We start from the raw sequence: 15870 nt of genomic DNA, 5'->3' as shown, positions 1-15870 counted from the left end.
AGAAGTACTCGGGTGGTTCGCACGACTCTGTGCACAGTGAGGGATAGCGCGCAACCGCACGCGTGCGACAGACCACCCCCCGGTGGACCGAGTCCACAGCGGCCGTCGTGCTGAACCGAACGTAGCCCGGACGGTTGCTCAGAGTCAACATTGGTCCCTGAGCGTAGATCTCGGCCTGATCGCGGGACCCGCGCGTCGGCCGGTCTGCACCCGGCACGTACGATGGTGTCATGTCATTCCTCCGCCGTCGCTCCGGCGCCCCCGCCGGCCCGGACTTCGACGTGCTCGCGATGGACCCGGGCGACTGGCCCGGCTACTTCGGGGCCATGATGATGACCGGCCCGGACGGCTCCTGCCAGGGCATCTTCCTGCGCTACGACCTGCTCGGCGGTCGCGGCCCGGCGATGCTGATCGGCAACCTGCCGGAGGGATCGCCCGCCAGGGAGTCCGAGGACGGCGTGCCCTTCGAGGTCCGCCAGCTGCTCGAGGCGCTGGAGAGCGAGGAGCAGGTCGACTTCGTCTCGGCCGAGGACTTCCCCGTGATGCTCGGCGACGACCTGCTGATCGTGAAGAAGGTCAAGGTCAGCGAGGAGCGGCTGTACTGCTCCCAGTTCGGCCGCAGCGACGGCGTCCAGGTCACCATCGCCTCCTGGGACCGGCCGATTTCGGACGATCTCTACCAACTGCTGAAGCCGTTGCCGGCGGAGATGTTCAAGCAGGGCTGACACCCGCCATGACTCCGACCGCCGCGGCGACGAACGCCGCGAACGCCGCGAACACCGCGGCCGCCGCCGTGCACACCGCCCTCGTCGGCCTGCCCCGGGTCGTGGACCTGCTGGCCGCCCGGGCCGAGGAGCACGACCGCGAGGGCACCTTCCCGTACCAGGGCATCGAGGTCGCGCACGAGGCCGGACTGCTCACCCTGACGGTCGGCCCGCGCCACGGCGGAGCCGGGCTCGGACTGCTGGACACCGTCCAACTGCTGTCCCGGCTGGCCCGCGGCGACGCCTCGGTCGCCCTGCTCACCGCCCAGACCCTGCTGCTCCACGCCGAGCAGGCCCGCACCGCCGCCTGGCCGGCCGGGCTCTACCGGCGGCTGCTCACCGAGTCCCGGCGCGGCCCCGCCCTGGTCGCCACCGTCCGCGCCGCCGCGGCCGTCACCGCCGAACGGGACGCCGAGGGCTGGCTGCTGACCGGCCGTCTGACCGGAGTCCCCGGCGCCGAGGCGCTCGCCTGGCTGGCCGTGCTGGCCCGGACCGCCGGGCCGGAGCCGCACACCGGCCTGTTCCTGATCCGCGGCGACAGCCCGGGCGTGGAGATCGATCCCAACCCCGAGCTGCTCGGCCTGCGGGCCACCGCCGCGCACGACGTCCTGCTGGACGCCGTCCGGGTCGGCCCCGGGGCCGCCGTCGGTCTCACCCCCGCCGACGGTCCGCCCGGCGAAGCCGCCCGGACCACGGCCGCCTGGCGCGACCTGGCGCTCGCCGCCGTCCAGCTCGGCACCGCGCTGGCCGCCCGCGACTGGCTGGTCCGCCACCTGCGGCAGGCCGGCCCGGTCGAGGGACGGGGCCGGCTGGGCCTGGCCGAGCTGGAGTGCTCGCTGATCGGCGCCGAGGAACTGCTCTACGGCGTGGCCGCCCGGGTGGACCGGGCGGACGCCACCGCACTCGACCGGACGGGCGCCGCACGACTGCTGGTCGACCGGACGGTGGCCACCGCCGTCCAGCAGGCCGTCACACTGGCCGGCGCCGCCGGACTGAGCCGCCGCCACCCGCTGGAGCGGCACCTGCGCGACGCGCTCAGCGCCCGGGCGTACGCCCTGCCCGAGGAGCTCGTCCTGGAGCGCCTCGCCCGCTCCGTCGTCGACTGACGGTCCCGACCGGCCGGCTCAGCGGGTGCCGACGGCCGCCCGGACCGCCCGGCGGGCCAGCGCCGCGTCGTCGTACAGCCGACGGATCATGATCCGCTGCTCCTCGCCCGCCCCCGGGACGTCGTGCAGCCGGATCTCCCGCATCAGCACCAGCACCAGGTTCACCAGGAAGGCGTCCCGGGCCAGCGTCCCGCCGGACTGGGCGAGCTGGCTGATCTGCCGGCGCGCCGCGGTGTCGCCGGAGAGCACGCTCCACAGCACCGCCAGGTCGTAGCCGGGCAGGTACCAGCCGGCCTGCTCCCAGTCGAGCAGCACCGGGCCGGACGGCGCGAGCAGCATGTTGCCGAGCAGCGCGTCGCCGTGGCACAGCTGCCAGGGCACCGAGGCCAGGCCGTGCATCAGGCCGCGCAGGTCGCCGGCGTCCCGGTCGGTGAGCAGGCCGACCGAGTGGAACCGGGCGACCTCCAGCTGGTAGTCCAGCGGCTTGCCGAACACGTCGGTCGGCGGGCGCCACAGGTTGAGGGTGCGCACCGCGCCGAGCACCGCGCGGACCTCGCCCGGGGTGGGCGCGTTCACCGGGTGGCGCTCGCGGGAGGCGGGCCGGCCCGGGACGCGCTCCAGCACCAGCACGCAGCGGTCGTGGTCGGCCGCCACCAGCCGGGGCAGCCGCACCGGCGGACGGTGCCGCACGAACGCCCGGTACACCGCCACCTCGTGGTGGAAGCGCTCGACCAGCTGATCGGCCTGCGGGCTGCGCAGCGCTCCCGGCGCCAGGCACTTGGCGACCACCGGCGCACGCCCGATGGTGCCCGCGACGAGGATGTGCCGGCTGCCCTCCCGCAGCACCTGGCGGGGGAGGAAGGCGGGACATATCCGCGCGATGTTGGCGAGCACGGCGCGCACCGCGGGCGTCTGCAGGGTGGCCGGGTCGACGCGGTCCACGAACGCCTCGGGCTGCCGCCCGGCCGGCAGCCGGCCGGTGCCGGGCCGCAGGCCCTGCTCCACCGGGCGGGTCACCAGCGTGCTGGTGCGGGCCCGCGGGTCGCGCAGCTCGGTGGAGCGCGGCGCGGGGCGGCCGCCGGCGGCGGTGGGCGGGCGCAGGCCGGTCCTGGCCTGGCCGAGGGTGTGGCGCGCGGTGCCTCCGTCGTTGGGGGTGATGGCGGTGGTCGACGGGCGGGCGCCGGTGCTGGCTGAGGAGTACATGGGGTGGTGAGGGTCCCTTCCTGGCCGACGGCGGTGATGCGGTGCGCCCGGTGGTGAGGTACCGGGCAGGTCGGGTGGGGTGCGGGCGCCGGGCACGGAAGCGGCCCGCCGTGCCGTCCGCACCCTGGGGAATGCGGTCGGCGCGACTGCCGCGCCATGCCCGGTGCCTGCGCGCCACCCTGGCGCGCCACCCCCGGTCCGCGGACGGGGCGGAACCGTTGACGGGCCGCCAGGTGAACAATGGGGCCTGTCTCCGGCCTCCCGGACCCGGGGTCGAGGTGGCGCATTCCTACCTGACACCGGATCGCCACTGGCACACCACGTAGCGGACCCTGGCGAACCCTGGCGAATGGTCGCGTGGCATGTGACAGAGCCATTAGTGTCGAAATCAGCCGAGGAACCTGGGGGCTTCACGTGACATCGAAGGGGCCGAACACCAGACTCGCCGACCTCTTCGCCCTGACCGGCTGGTCCAAGGGCGAACTGGCGCGGCTGGTCAACCGCCGAGGAGCGGCGATGGGTCAGCAGCAGCTGTCCACCGACACCTCGCGGGTGCGGCGCTGGATCGAGCAGGGGGAGATCCCCCGCGATCCGGTGCCGCGGGTGCTGGCCGCCGTGTTCACGGAGCGGCTCGGCCGTGTCGTCACCACAGAGGACCTCGGTCTGGAACGACACCGGCCCACCAGGTCCGGCACGACCCCCACATCGTCGCCGCCGTCGCCCTGGGCGCCGGATCGGACGGCCGCGGTCCTCACCGAGTTCACGGGAATGGACCTCATGCTGAACCGACGCGGTCTGGTCGGCGCGGGTGCCGCACTCGCGGCCGGCGCCGTCATCGCCGACAACCTCCACGACTGGCTCACCGGCGAGGACGTGGCGTACGCGGCCGGGCGCCCCGGCCCCCGCCACGTGATCACCCAGGGCGGCCCCGCCCCCGTCATCGACGTCTACGAACCCGGCCCGGTCGGCTACGACGAGGTGGCCGCCCTCGAACACTCGGTCGAGGTGTTCCGCGCCTGGGACGCCTCCCGCGGCGGCGGCCTCCAGCGCAAGGCCGTGGTCGGCCAGCTGAACGAGGTCGGCGGCCTGCTGACCCACCAGCACGCCCCCGCCGTCGAGCGCCGGCTCTGGACGGTCGCCGCCAACCTGGCGGTGCTGGCCGGCTGGATGTCCCACGACGTCGGCCTGGAGCCCACCGCCCAGCGCTACTTCGTGATCGCCGCGCAGGCGGCCAAGGAGGCCGACGACCGGCCCCGGGCCGGCGAGGCGATCTCCCGCGCCGCCCGCCAGATGCTCCACCTCGGCCGGGCCGACGACGCGCTGGAGCTGATGCGCCTGGCCCAGGCCAGCGCCGGCGAGCGCGCGCTGCCCCGCACCCGCGCCATGCTGCACACCGTGGAGGCCTGGGCCCAGGCCTCGCTCGGCCGCTCCGAGGCCACCCGCCGGGTGCTCGGCGAGGCCGAGGAGCTGTTCGTCCAGGAGGCCCAGGAGCCGCCGCCCAGCTGGATGCAGCTCTTCAACGAGGCCGAGCTGCACGGCATGCAGGCCCTGGTCTACCGGACCCTGGCCGAGCACGACCCCGGGGCCGCCCGGCTGGCCGAGCGGCACGCCAGGCTCGCCATCGAGCTGCGCCCCAAGGACGGCCGGGAGCGCTCCGCGCTGCTCGACCGGATCACCCTCGCCTCGGTCTACTGGATCTCCGGCGAGCCGGACGAGGCGCAGGTGCAGGCCAAGCTGGCGCTCGCCTCGATCAGCCACACCTCGTCCATGCGCACCTGGGACCGGCTGCGCGAGATGTACCGGCTCTCCGGCCGGTACCGGGGCGTGCCGGCCGTCGCCGAGCTGCGCGACGAGATCGACTCCGTGATGCCGGAGCGCCGCCGCCTGGTGTGACAGTTCCGTGTCAGTGCCGTCCCGTCCGTGTCCGTGCCGGCTCGAGTGGAATGTGAGGATCGAGGGGAAGGGTTTCCAGGGGAATATGCCGATCCGGTACGGAGGGTCCGCCTCCGGCCCCGGATCCGGTCGCCCTGTGTGCGGATCGGCCCCCCAGGCGGTAACCTTCGGTGATTCCGGCGCCCGGGCGCCTGAGCTGCACCGACCGACCCCGGCGACGGAAATCCCGTTGCCTCGACGACCGCCGCAACGGATGCTGACCTCATGTTCGAGCCAGTGATAGCGCCCAGCGCCAGCCTCCTCGGCCTCCTGCAGAGAGGCCGCGGTGACGGGCAGCTGCATGCGTTGGCAGCAGACCGCGACGAGGCCATTGCCGCCGTCGAGGCCTGCGTCACCGCCGATCCCCGCGCCGACTGGCAGGTCGAGAACCGCTCCTTGTACTACGCGCGGCTCTACATGGAGCTCGAGGCCCCCCTGACCGGCCTCGAACTCCACCTCAACTCCGTCGAGGACCTGGAGAACGACGACGACGCCCGCACCGGCCTCGCCCTCTCCGTCCTCGGCCACCTCGCCGCCTACGGGCGCCGCGACGCCCTCGACCTGCTGCGCGCCTACACCGCGACCGGCAGCAACTGGCCATGGGCCCTCGACGAACTCGCCCTGCGCGACGACGACGCCGCGCTGCTCGACCTCGCCCCCGCCGTGCTCGCCCGCTTCCCGGAAGGCCCGGAGGGCGACGCCGAGCTGCGCGAGGTGATCCGCTCCGCGTACGAGCCCAAGCCCTGGCGGCTGTGGGCCGCGCACCACCCCCGGATCGCCGCCGCGAGCGAGCAGTCGCCGTTCGACCTGTGGCAACGCCAGATCAACCGGCCGGGCGTCACCCCCGGCTGGTCCACCGCCGACGTCCTCGCCTGGGCCGACCAGGCCGACCCGGCCGGCGGCGGTCCCTCCGCCCTGGTCCGCCGGGCCGCCGCGGCCGCCCGCTGCCTGACCGCCGTGGTCCGCTCCGAGGACCGCCCGCTGCTGCTGGGCGCCGCCGCCGGCGACGAGCCCGGCGCGCGGATCGCCGCCCTGCGGTACCTCGTCGAGCAGCGCGACGAGGCGGTGGCCGACCTGATCGAGACGGCCGCCGCCGACTTCGACTGCCGGGTGGTGGCCGCCGCCCTGGAACTGCTCGGCCGGATGCGCGGGCCGCAGGCCCTCGCCCGTGCCCGCACCTGGGCCGACCCGGAGACGGGCGGTGCCGACAGCGCGCTCGGCGAGGCCGCCGTCCAACTGCTCGCCGCCGTCGGCGAACCGTGCGACGGCCCGCTGGTGGTGGCCGGCCTGCGGCACTGGATCTCGGTGCGCGGCGTGACCGGGGCCGGACTCGGCACCCTGGTCGACGGTGCGGGGCGGCTGGCCGCCGCTGCCGCCGTCCCCGCGCTGCGCCATGTGTACGGCGAGGCCGTCTCCTCGGAGCTGCGCGGGCGCGCCGCACGGGCGCTGTCGATCACCGACCCGCACTTCGGGCAGGGTCCGGCCGTCGAGTGCCTCTGGGACTGCGAGGAGTCCACCCGGGAGCTCGCCGCCCGGCACGTCACCACCACGGGCGACATCCGGGTGCTGGAGCGCCTGCGCCGGCTCGCGGCGGATCCCGCCGAGGAGGCCGAGGTGCACGAGGCCGTACGGGGACGACTCACCCGGGGCTGACACCGCCGCGAACCGCCTCGCCGGCCCACGACAGCCTGTAAGGTCGGCTTCCATGCAGCGCTCCCGCCTTGTCGCCCGCGCCCTGATCCCGACGGCCGTGCTGGCCGGCGCCGTCCTGGTGGCCGGTCCGGCGTCCGCCCACGTCGAGGTGGAGTCCGCCACGCCGCAGGCGCTGGCCGTCGGCGCGGTGGTCGCCTTCGACGCCGAGGGGGAGTCGTCCACCGCCGGCATCACCGAGGTCAAGGTCGCGCTGCCGGCCGGGCTGACCGGCTCCGACGTGACGCTCGCCGAGGCGCCCACCGGCTGGACGTTCGCGGCGAGCGCCGACGGGTACACCGTCTCCGGCCCGGCCCTGGCGCCGGGTGCGAACGCCGCGTACAAGATCAAGGTGCGGCAGCTGCCGGACGCCAAGGAGCTGGCCTTCAAGTCGCTGGTCACCTACTCCGACGGCCAGGTGGACCGCTGGATCGAGGTGCCGCAGAACGGCAGCAAGCCGCAGCACCCGGCGCCGGTCCTCACGCTCACCGCCGCCGCGCCGGGCGCCACCCCGCTGCCCGCGGCCGGCGCCGCCTCGCCGTCCGCCGCGGCCTCCGTCTCGGCCTCGCCGTCGCCGTCGGCGGCGGCGAGCAGCCCGGCGGCCGCGCCCGCGCCGGTGCCCGCGGCCGCTCCCGCCGAGAAGAAGTCCTCGGGCGGCGGCACCGTGGTGATCGCCGTGATCGCGGCCGCCGCCGTGCTGACCGGCGTGCTGGTCTGGCGCCGCCGCGCCGCCCGCTGACCGGAAACGTCGAAGGGCCCGTCCGCACCAGGTGGCGGACGGGCCCTTCGGGCGTTCAGGGCCGGGTCAGTGGACCGCGCCGGCGTTCGGCGCCAGCACCCCGCCGGTCACCAGGCCGATGATCAGGACGCCCAGCAGGATCCGGTAGACCACGAACGGCATGAAGCTGTTGTGCGAGATGTACTTCAGGAACCAGGCGATCGCCGCGTAGCCGACCGCGAAGGCGATCAGGGTGGCCAGGATGGTCGGCCCCCAGGCCGGTGCCGGACCCTCGCCGATCTTGAACAGCTCCAGCACGCCGGAGGCGAGCACCGCCGGGATCGCCAGCAGGAACGAGTACCGCGCCGCCGCCTCGCGGCTGTAGCCGAGGAACAGGCCGGCGCTGATCGTGCCGCCGGAGCGGGAGACGCCCGGGATCAGGGCCAGCGACTGGGCGGCGCCGTAGATCAGGGCGTGCGGGAAGGTCAACTGGTCGACCGTGCGGGCGTTGCGGATCGCCCGGGTGCGGTCCGCGACCGCCAGGATCACGCCGAAGACGATCAACGTGGTGCCGATGATCCGCAGGTCGCGCAGCTCGGTCTCGATGGTGTCCTGGAAGAGCTTGCCCAGGATCCCGATCGGGAGCGTGCCGACGATCACGAACCAGCCCATCCGGGCGTGCGGGTCGCTGCGCAGCGCGGGCTTGAACAGCGAGCGGACCCAGGTCGAGACGATCGCGGCGATGTCCTTGCGGAAGTAGATCAGCACGGCCGACTCGGTGCCCAGCTGGGTCACCGCCGTGAACGCGGCTCCCGGGTCGTCCCAGCCCATCAGCGCGGAGAAGACCCGCAGGTGGCCGCTGGAGGAGACCGGCAGGAACTCGGTGAGCCCCTGGATCAGGCCGAGGACGGCCGCGTGGAACCAGCTGATCACCGGGCACCCGCCAGGGGTATCCGTCGCTCGCAGTGCATGGGGACCGTTCCCGTCGTCGTGAATGGGGCGTGCTGCGCCGACACCCGGCCACGACGCGCAACGGCGCAGAGCACCGTCCGGCGCGGCTCGATGATAGTCGGTCGAGATGACCGGAGATCTTCGCGGACGGTCAAAATCCGGTATGACCCCGGCGGCAGGCCGCCTATCGTGTGCCGGTGCCCGAGATCCGCGTCCACCGCGTCACCAAGTACGACCCCGCCGACCGCGACGAGCGCGGCCACTACACCGGCCCGCTCGACTGCTGGTCCGACGAGGGCCCGGTCGAGGCCGCCTACCTGGAGACCGTCGCGGCGTTCGCCCGGGCCGCCGGGATCGACCGGCTGACCGTCCGCGACCCCGGCCTGTCGGGCCCGGTCCACTTCGGCCTCGGCCCGCTGCTGGACGGCCACGGCCTTTCCGGGCTCTTCCCCGAGCCGGCCGCCTTCCACGACGGCGCGGAAGTCGACCTCGCCACCGCGGTCGAGCTGGTCCGGGTGATGCTGCGGGAGAGCGGCGCGTGGTGCCGTCTGGAGGCCGACGAGCGGTTCTTCGTCCACGTCGGCTACGACCTGTACATGTACATCGGCACCACCGGGCCGTACGAGCCGGGCATGCGCCGCGCACAGGAGCTCGGGCTGTTCCCCGAGCCGCTCGCCGAATCGCCGTACGCTCCCGCGCCCGACGGGAGCACGCCGAAGCCGCCCGCGGACGGCGCGTTCTGGGAGCGCGTACGGCGCGCGGTCGCGGCAGGGGAGGTGCAGCTGCTCGAAGAGGAGTTCGCCGGTGGTGCCGCGCGCTGGCACCACCTCACCCCCGACACGGTGGACGCCGTGCGCGCCGGCCTCGCGGCCCGTTCACTCCTCGCGCTCTGGCCGGACACGCTCAGCGCGGACCAGGACGCCGTCCTCGGCGGGCTCGACCCGGAGAACGACCACCGCATCCTGCGCGAACACGCCGACGGCCGGCTCAGCACCTGCTGGATCGACCCGGAGGACCCGCAGGACATCGCCGTCGAACTCGCCAGCACCCGCCGCGTCGCCGCGGTCTCCCACGAACCGGGCCCGCTGCTCGTCGCCGTCCTGCCCGACGCCGACGGCGTGGTCCGCGTCCGCGGCACCACCTGAACCGGTGACAATCCGCCGGTCGCGGCGGCGCGCGGTCCATCCTGGTGGCCGGACGGCACCCGGGAGGGGCGGATGAGCGGCGGACGGCTCGCGGGCAGGGCAGCGGTGATCACGGGGGCGGCGCGCGGCATCGGGCGGGCGACCGCCGAACTGTTCGCGGCGGAAGGAGCACGGCTGGTCCTCACCGACGTGGACGGGCCGGCGCTGGAGGACCTGCGCCTCCCGGGCGCCGAGGTCCGGACGGTGGTCGGCGACGTCGCCGAGCCGGCCGACGCACGGGCGATGATCGAGGCCGCCGTGGACGCGTACGGCCGGATCGACGTGCTGGTCGCCAACGCCGGGGTGATCCCGCTGAAGAACGTGCTCGACGCCACCCCCGAGGACTGGGACCGGGTGATGGCCGTCGACGGCCGCGGCATGTTCCTGACCTGCAAGTACGCGATCGAGCGGATGGCGGCCGACGGCGGCGGGTCGATCGTCTGCCTGTCCTCGATCTCCGGCCTCGCCGGGCAGGCGGACCAGGCGGTCTACGGGCCGGCGAAGTTCGTCGCCACCGGCCTGACCAAGCACCTGGCCGTCGAGTGGGCGGCCCGCGGCATCCGGGTCAACGCGGTGGCCCCCGGCACCATCCGCACCGACCGGGTCCGGGCCCTGTCCGACGAACCGGGCGGGCCCGAGTACCTGGAGGCGATCGAGCGCCTGCACCCGATGGCCCGGCTCGGCGAGCCGTCCGAGGTCGCGGCCGCCGTCCTCTTCCTCGCCTCCGACGAGGCGTCCTTCGTCACCGGCGCGGTGCTCCCCGTCGACGGCGGCTACCTGGCCCAGTGAGCCGGCCCGAGCCGGATCCTGCGCCGAGGTGGACGGGGGCCCACTCCCCGCGGGTCAGCCCGTAGACCACGTCGCCGTGCTCGGCGCCCTCGATCGGGTCCGGCCAGTCGACGTGGAAGGTCCGTTCGTACCGCAGCCCGGCGCGCTCCAGCACCCGGCGGGAGGCGGTGTTCACCGCCATCGTGGTGGCCACCACGCGCTCGGCCGCCGGCTCGGCGAAGGCGGAGCGGACCAGCGCCCGGGCGCCCTCCGTCGCCAGCCCCCGGCCCCAGGCGGAGGGCAGCAGGCGGTAACCGATCTCCAGGCCGCCGTCCGGCCCACCCGCCAGGCCGACGCTGGTGGCGGGCCGCAGCGAGAACCAGCCGACGAACGCACCCCGCTCGACCGCCGCCCAGCAGCCCAGCCCGGCCGGCAGCTCCTCGTACGCGCGCAGCAGCGCGGGCAGCGTCCGGTCCGCCACCGTCCCCCGGGGCACGGGGCGTCCGTCGTCGAGGTGGCGCATCACCTCCGGGTCGCCGTGCAGCTCCGCCAGCGCGTCCAGGTCCGCCGGCGTGAAGCGGCGCAGCACCAGCCGCCAGGTGACCAGTCGTACGTCGTCCATCCGGCGAGCACACCAACCGCGACCCCGGCGGCGCAAACGGATTACCCGCGGAGCCCGGACGGCGGTTGACACCGGCCCAGCGGTTGACGTCCCCGCCGCCGGGCCGTCGACTGAAGCTGCCGCCCGTCCGCCGCCCACCGCGAGGAGAGTCGCCGTGAAGCCTGTCGCCCTGTCACCCCGGGCCCGCGAGGAGGCGCTGACCGCCCTCGGCTCCGGCACCGAACTGGACGTGCTGGTGGTCGGCGGCGGCGTGGTCGGCGCGGGCTGCGCGCTGGACGCCGTGACCCGGGGCCTGACCACCGGCCTGGTGGAGAGCCGCGACTGGGCGAGCGGGACGTCCTCCCGCTCCAGCAAGCTGATCCACGGCGGTCTGCGCTACCTGGAGATGCTGGACTTCCGGCTGGTCAAGGAGGCGCTGCAGGAGCGCGCCCTGCTGATCCAGCGGCTGGCCCCGCACCTGGTCCGCCCGGTGAAGTTCCTCTACCCGCTGAAGCACCGGGTGTGGGAGCGCCCGTACGTCGGCGCGGGCGTGCTGCTCTACGACACCATGGGCGCCACCTCCGGCACCTCGCGCGGCCTGCCGCACCACCGGCACCTGAGCCGCCGTCACGCGCTGCGCGAGTTCCCCGCGCTGCGCCCCGACGCGCTGGTCGGCGCGGTGCAGTACTACGACGCGCAGGTGGACGACGCCCGGCACACCATGACCATCGTCCGCACCGCCGCCGCGTACGGCGCCCTGGTGGCGAACCGGACCAAGGTGGCGCGCTTCCTGCGGCAGGGCGAGCGGGTGACCGGTGCGGTGGTGGTCGACCTGGAGACCGGGCGCGAGTTCGAGGTGCACGCCAAGCAGGTGATCAACGCGACCGGCGTGTGGACCGACGACACCCAGGCGCTCGCCGTCCACCGCGGGCAGTTCCACGTCCGTGCGTCCAAGGGCGTGCACATCCTGGTGCCGCGGGACCGGATCAACGCCCGCTCGGGGCTGATCCTGCGCACCGAGAAGAGCGTCCTGTTCGTCATCCCGTGGGGCCGGCACTGGCTGATCGGCACCACCGACACCGACTGGGACCTGGACAAGAACCACCCGGCGGTCAGCTCCAGCGACATCGACTACCTGCTCGACCACGTCAACGAGGTGCTCTCCACGCCGCTCTCCCGGGACGACGTCGAAGGCGTCTACGCCGGCCTGCGCCCCCTGCTCGCCGGGGACGCCGCCGAGACCAGCAAGCTCTCCCGCGAACACCTGGTCGGCCACCCCGTCCCCGGGCTGGTGGTGATCGCCGGCGGCAAGTACACCACCTACCGGGTGATGGCCAAGGACGCCGTCGACGAGGCCGTACGCACCCTGGACGGCGCCCGCCCCGGCCCGTCCGTCACCCATGACGTGCCGCTGCTCGGCGCCGAGGGCTACCAGGCGCTGTGGAACCGGCGGCAGAACCTCGCCGCCGAATCGGGCCTGCACGTCGCCCGGATCGAGCACTTCCTGCACCGCTACGGCTCACTGATCGGCGAGTTGCTGGACATCGTCAAGGCCGACCCGGCGCTCGGCGAGCCGCTGCCAGGCTCCGACGACTACCTGCTCGCCGAAGCCGTCTACGCCGTCACCCACGAGGGCGCGCGACACCTCGACGACGTCCTCACCCGGCGGACCCGGTCCTCCATCGAGTCCTGGGACCGCGGCGTGGCCGCCGCCGAGACCGTCGCCGCCCTGATGGCCGGCCCGCTCGGCTGGGACGCCCAGCAGGTCGCCAACGAGGTCGAGCACTACCGCAAGCGCGTCGAGGCCGAACTCGAGGCGCAGCGGCAGCCCGACGACGTCACCGCCGACGCGGCCCGGCTCGGCGCACCGGACATCGTCCCGCTGCACTGAGACCGCTCAGCCCGCCGGCGGTCACCCCGCGACCTCCCAGATGTGCCCCGCCGGGTCGCGGAACGCCGCGGTGCGGATGCCCCACGGCCGGTCCATCGGACCGTTCAGCAGCTTCACCCCGTGCGCCGCCAGGCGCTCGCACACCGCGTCCACGTCCGGCACGTTCAGCGTCAGCTGGAACCGCGCCCCGGCCGCCGGATCGGCCAGCCCGGCCGGCTCGATCAGCTCCGGAACGGCCGCCGTCGTCAGCAGGTTGACCAGCAGCCCGCCGAAGTCGAACACCGCCGAGTTGGGGTCCTCGTACATGACCGGCAGCTCGAACACCTCCTGGTAGAACCGCCGCGCCTGCGCCAGGTCCTCGACGAACAGCGTCACCGCACCGACCCGCTGCACCCACGACCCCATGACCCGTCCTCCGTCCGTTCGGTCCGTCCCCGCGGACGTTACGCCCGGCCACTGACAGCCGGTCAGCCCGTTGGCCCGGCAACGAGGTCGGAGGGCGAGAACCGGCCGTGGTGGCGGTCGGTTGTCAGACGAAGGGCTCGACGCGGACGCCCGCGGAGGCGAGGGCGCCGCGGACGCGCCAGGCGAGTTGGGCGGCGCCCGGGGTGTCGCCGTGGACGCAGAGGGAGCGGGCCTCGACCGCGACCGGCTCGCCGCCGACCGCGGTCACCGCGCCGTCGCGGGCGATGCCCACCGCGCGGGCGATCACCGCCTCGGGGTCGTGCACCACCGCGTCCGGGTCGCGCCGGGGCACCAGCGTGCCGGCCCAGGTGTACGCCCGGTCGGCGAACGCCTCGGCGACCACGGGCAGTCCGACGCCCTCGGCGACCGCCAGCAGCCGCGAGCCGGGCAGGCCGAGCACCGGCAGCGGCCCGTCGCAGACCGCGCCCGCCCGGAGCACGCCCGAGACCACCGCCTCCGCCTGCTCGTTGTCCTGCACCACCCGGTTGTACAGCGCGCCGTGCGGCTTGACGTAGGACACCCGCGAGCCGGCCGCGCGGGCGAACACCTGCAGGGCGCCGATCTGGTAGGCGATCTCGTCGGCGAGCTCCTCCGGCGGGACGTCCATCGCCCGCCGGCCGAAGCCGGCCAGGTCGCGGTAGGAGACCTGGGCGCCGATCCGCACGCCGCGCTCGGCGGCCAGCGCGCACACCCGCCGCATGGTCGACGGGTCGCCCGCGTGGAAGCCGCACGCCACGTTGGCGCTGGTGACCACGGACAGCAGCGCCTCGTCGTCGGTCAGCGTCCAGCGTCCGAACCCCTCGCCGAGGTCCGCATTGAGGTCAATCACCGCATCGGTCACGCCGCGCCCGCCTTCCACCGCATCCTGCTGGTGATCGTAGAGCCTGACCGACACCCCGAACGCGCCCCCGGATCAAGCGTGCACGAGGTTTTACCGACGCCCGTACGCGATCACTGCCGAGGACGCGCCGGCGGGGCGTTCCGGTTCTCCCGGGGAAGCGGTGACGTGGCGGACGGGGTCTTCGCGAACGCGTCGCCGGGCTGATCGAACGTCACCCGCGCCGGGCCGGCACCCGCGCCGACCGGCGGACGCCGGGGCTGAACCGGGCCGGCCGCCGGAGTGCTCAGGCGGCGGCCGGGGACGGGGCGCCGTCCGGGGCGGCGAGGATGTCGCGGGCGACCGGGCCGCCGGAGCGGGCGACCTCGAGGGCGAAGCGGGTGCGGGGCATCCGCAGGGCGTGCAGGGCCGGGCCGTGGTCGACGGCGACGAAGACGCCCGCGGCGAGGAGGAGCAGCCGCCAGCCGGCCAGCACCGCCGGGCGGACGGCGGCCGGCAGTTCGGCGACCGAGTCGCGCAGCCGGTCGCGGTGGAAGGGGATGTGCCGCTGCTCGTCGGCGAGGATCCGGCCGGCCACCTCGCCGGTCAGCGGGTCGCCGGAGCCGTCGCGGACGGCCCGGTAGTAGGGGACGGCGACCAGTTCGGCGATCATCAGGACCATCAGTTCCATCCGCAGCCCGAACAGCCGCCGGACCCTGACGAAGACCGCGTCGCTCCAGTGCGAGCCGAGCGTGCCGCGCCCGTCGGCGGCCAGCAGCCGGGCGAGCAGCCGGGCGTGGTTCTGCTCCTCGGCGACGAACATCCGTACGGCTCTCCCGTAGGAGGGGTCCCCGGCCAGGTCGGCCTTGCCGATCAGGTTGGTGCCGTCGCCGTCCTCGCCGACCTGGAACTTCTGCAGGCTGCGCCAGACGGTCTCGGGGAGCTTCGCCCCGGCCCGCCAGTCGGGGTCGCCGCGGTGTTCGCGGCGGGCCTTCTCGGCGGTGAAGTGCTCGATCCATGCGGTGTAGGGCATGGGGTTCCTCCCCGGACGTTCGTGGTGCGGTGCGGTGTGCTTCAGTGCGCGAGCTGCGCCGACTGCGCCGGTTGGGACGGCTGTGACGCCCGGGCGGGCGGCGCGGTGAGGGCGGTGAGGGTGGTGAAGCCGTTGGGCTTCTCGACGGCCTGGGCCCACTCCAGCCGGCGGATCAGGCGGTGGACGATCAGCAGTGGCACCACCCCGACCACGCCGAACGACATGTCGACGAATCGCCAGTACAGCGGGATGCCGCGCAGCGGGCCGCAGATCAGGGCCAGCGGGATGATCCCGGCGCAGGCGATCATCGCCCAGCGGATCACCCAGACGTTGCGGACCGGGTCCTTGAGCGGCCCCCAGAAGGAGACGGCGATCACCAGGTGGGCGAAGGCCAGCCAGTCGGTGCCGTACGCGAGGAACGGGTACCGCTCGTCGGTGTCGGCGATGCCGTCGCGGACGTGGCCGACGGTGGCGGCGAGGGTCGGGAAGTGCTCGCCGATCGTGCCGCCCCGGACCAGGTCGGCGAGCCAGCGGGTCTCGGACCGGAGCGGGAAGGCGGTCAGGCCGCTGAGCACCAGGCAGACGATGAACAGCCAGAGCCAGCGACGGATGCGCCGATGTGTTTCAGACATGACAAACCCCCAGTGTCGCCCCCTGGCCCGGGACCGCCCCGACCTGCGACGGCTCGACTCTAGACCGGAAACTGAACGCGTTCAACATGCGTGCCGCAGGTCGGGTCGCCCTGGAC

At 74.5% G+C, this 15870-nt stretch carries 15 protein-coding genes; 8 read left to right on the top strand and 7 right to left on the bottom strand.

Translation table 11 applies throughout. The features are described from left to right. The first annotated feature begins 230 nt into the window (after positions 1 to 230). Both ABEB06_RS08180 and ABEB06_RS08175 read left to right on the top strand, forming a co-directional pair. Complete coding sequence (locus tag ABEB06_RS08180; protein ID WP_345696136.1) at positions 231 to 725, top strand: hypothetical protein; 495 nt, start codon at positions 231 to 233, stop codon at positions 723 to 725. 8 nt (positions 726 to 733) lie between these two features. Next, positions 734 to 1870, top strand: a complete 1137-nt coding sequence (locus ABEB06_RS08175) for an acyl-CoA dehydrogenase family protein (protein ID WP_345696135.1) — start codon at positions 734 to 736, stop codon at positions 1868 to 1870. Between the two features lie 18 nt (positions 1871 to 1888). Here the strand turns inward: ABEB06_RS08175 and ABEB06_RS08170 are convergent, their stop codons facing one another. Next, positions 1889 to 3073: an aminoglycoside phosphotransferase family protein gene (locus ABEB06_RS08170; RefSeq protein ID WP_345696134.1), complete on the bottom strand. Its 1185-nt coding sequence runs from the start codon at positions 3071 to 3073 to the stop codon at positions 1889 to 1891. 414 nt (positions 3074 to 3487) lie between these two features. Here ABEB06_RS08170 and ABEB06_RS08165 point away from each other — a divergent pair, with 414 nt between their 5' ends. From ABEB06_RS08165 to ABEB06_RS08155, 3 genes are all read left to right on the top strand, one after another. Then, on the top strand, positions 3488 to 4966 hold the full coding sequence (locus tag ABEB06_RS08165; RefSeq protein ID WP_345696133.1) for a DNA-binding protein NsdB: 1479 nt from the start codon (positions 3488 to 3490) through the stop codon (positions 4964 to 4966). Positions 4967 to 5230: 264 nt separating this feature from the next. Continuing rightward, positions 5231 to 6658: a HEAT repeat domain-containing protein gene (locus ABEB06_RS08160; RefSeq protein WP_345696132.1), complete on the top strand. Its 1428-nt coding sequence runs from the start codon at positions 5231 to 5233 to the stop codon at positions 6656 to 6658. 52 nt (positions 6659 to 6710) lie between these two features. Further along, on the top strand, positions 6711 to 7433 hold the full coding sequence (locus ABEB06_RS08155) for a DUF1775 domain-containing protein (protein WP_345696131.1): 723 nt from the start codon (positions 6711 to 6713) through the stop codon (positions 7431 to 7433). Between the two features lie 66 nt (positions 7434 to 7499). Here ABEB06_RS08155 and ABEB06_RS08150 read toward each other — a convergent pair whose 3' ends face one another. Beyond that, positions 7500 to 8342: an undecaprenyl-diphosphate phosphatase gene (locus ABEB06_RS08150; protein WP_345701770.1), complete on the bottom strand. Its 843-nt coding sequence runs from the start codon at positions 8340 to 8342 to the stop codon at positions 7500 to 7502. A 218-nt stretch (positions 8343 to 8560) separates the two neighbouring features. Between ABEB06_RS08150 and ABEB06_RS08145 the strand changes: the two genes are divergently transcribed. Beyond that, the gene (locus ABEB06_RS08145; RefSeq protein WP_345696130.1) at positions 8561 to 9508 is read left to right on the top strand and encodes an RNA-binding protein; all 948 of its coding nucleotides are present in this window, start codon (positions 8561 to 8563) and stop codon (positions 9506 to 9508) included. Between the two features lie 72 nt (positions 9509 to 9580). After that, a complete protein-coding gene (locus ABEB06_RS08140; protein ID WP_345696129.1) occupies positions 9581 to 10336 on the top strand; it encodes an SDR family NAD(P)-dependent oxidoreductase in 756 nt (251 codons plus the stop codon). Here the strand turns inward: ABEB06_RS08140 and ABEB06_RS08135 are convergent. After that, positions 10290 to 10937 carry a GNAT family N-acetyltransferase gene (locus ABEB06_RS08135; protein WP_345696128.1) on the bottom strand — a complete coding sequence of 216 codons (648 nt, stop codon included), beginning with the start codon at positions 10935 to 10937 and terminating at the stop codon, positions 10290 to 10292. The genes ABEB06_RS08140 and ABEB06_RS08135 overlap by 47 nt on opposite strands. A gap of 154 nt (positions 10938 to 11091) precedes the next feature. Here ABEB06_RS08135 and ABEB06_RS08130 point away from each other — a divergent pair, with 154 nt between their 5' ends. Further along, a complete protein-coding gene (locus ABEB06_RS08130) occupies positions 11092 to 12807 on the top strand; it encodes a glycerol-3-phosphate dehydrogenase/oxidase (protein WP_425559587.1) in 1716 nt (571 codons plus the stop codon). Positions 12808 to 12828: 21 nt separating this feature from the next. On the opposite strand, the gene ABEB06_RS08125 is transcribed toward ABEB06_RS08130, so the two are convergent. The 4 genes from ABEB06_RS08125 to ABEB06_RS08110 form a co-directional block, all read right to left on the bottom strand. Further along, positions 12829 to 13212, bottom strand: coding sequence for a VOC family protein (locus tag ABEB06_RS08125; protein WP_345696127.1), 384 nt, complete (start codon positions 13210 to 13212; stop codon positions 12829 to 12831). Positions 13213 to 13336: 124 nt separating this feature from the next. Continuing rightward, a complete protein-coding gene (locus ABEB06_RS08120; protein ID WP_345696126.1) occupies positions 13337 to 14113 on the bottom strand; it encodes a LamB/YcsF family protein in 777 nt (258 codons plus the stop codon). A gap of 283 nt (positions 14114 to 14396) precedes the next feature. Further along, positions 14397 to 15122, bottom strand: coding sequence for a ferritin-like domain-containing protein (locus tag ABEB06_RS08115; RefSeq protein WP_345696125.1), 726 nt, complete (start codon positions 15120 to 15122; stop codon positions 14397 to 14399). A 41-nt stretch (positions 15123 to 15163) separates the two neighbouring features. Next, positions 15164 to 15754 (bottom strand): hypothetical protein, encoded by a 591-nt coding sequence (locus ABEB06_RS08110; RefSeq protein ID WP_345696124.1) that lies wholly within the window; start codon positions 15752 to 15754, stop codon positions 15164 to 15166. Positions 15755 to 15870 lie beyond the last annotated feature (116 nt).

The sequence above is a fragment of the Kitasatospora terrestris genome, from assembly GCF_039542905.1.
In the GTDB taxonomy this organism is placed as follows: Bacteria; Actinomycetota; Actinomycetes; order Streptomycetales; family Streptomycetaceae; genus Kitasatospora; species Kitasatospora terrestris.
The sequence above is the reverse complement of the archived record's forward strand: the minus strand, read 5'-3'. Positions and strand labels throughout refer to the sequence as shown.

Coding starts and splice junctions, on each gene's coding strand:
- ABEB06_RS08180 (WP_345696136.1), top strand. CDS start 231: ATGTCATTCCTCCGCCGTCGCTCCGGCGCCCCCGCCGGCCCGGACTTC.
- ABEB06_RS08175 (WP_345696135.1), top strand. CDS start 734: ATGACTCCGACCGCCGCGGCGACGAACGCCGCGAACGCCGCGAACACC.
- ABEB06_RS08170 (WP_345696134.1), bottom strand. CDS start 3,073: ATGTACTCCTCAGCCAGCACCGGCGCCCGCCCGTCGACCACCGCCATC.
- ABEB06_RS08160 (WP_345696132.1), top strand. CDS start 5,231: ATGTTCGAGCCAGTGATAGCGCCCAGCGCCAGCCTCCTCGGCCTCCTG.
- ABEB06_RS08155 (WP_345696131.1), top strand. CDS start 6,711: ATGCAGCGCTCCCGCCTTGTCGCCCGCGCCCTGATCCCGACGGCCGTG.
- ABEB06_RS08140 (WP_345696129.1), top strand. CDS start 9,581: ATGAGCGGCGGACGGCTCGCGGGCAGGGCAGCGGTGATCACGGGGGCG.
- ABEB06_RS08135 (WP_345696128.1), bottom strand. CDS start 10,937: ATGGACGACGTACGACTGGTCACCTGGCGGCTGGTGCTGCGCCGCTTC.
- ABEB06_RS08125 (WP_345696127.1), bottom strand. CDS start 13,212: ATGGGGTCGTGGGTGCAGCGGGTCGGTGCGGTGACGCTGTTCGTCGAG.
- ABEB06_RS08115 (WP_345696125.1), bottom strand. CDS start 15,122: ATGCCCTACACCGCATGGATCGAGCACTTCACCGCCGAGAAGGCCCGC.
- ABEB06_RS08110 (WP_345696124.1), bottom strand. CDS start 15,754: ATGTCTGAAACACATCGGCGCATCCGTCGCTGGCTCTGGCTGTTCATC.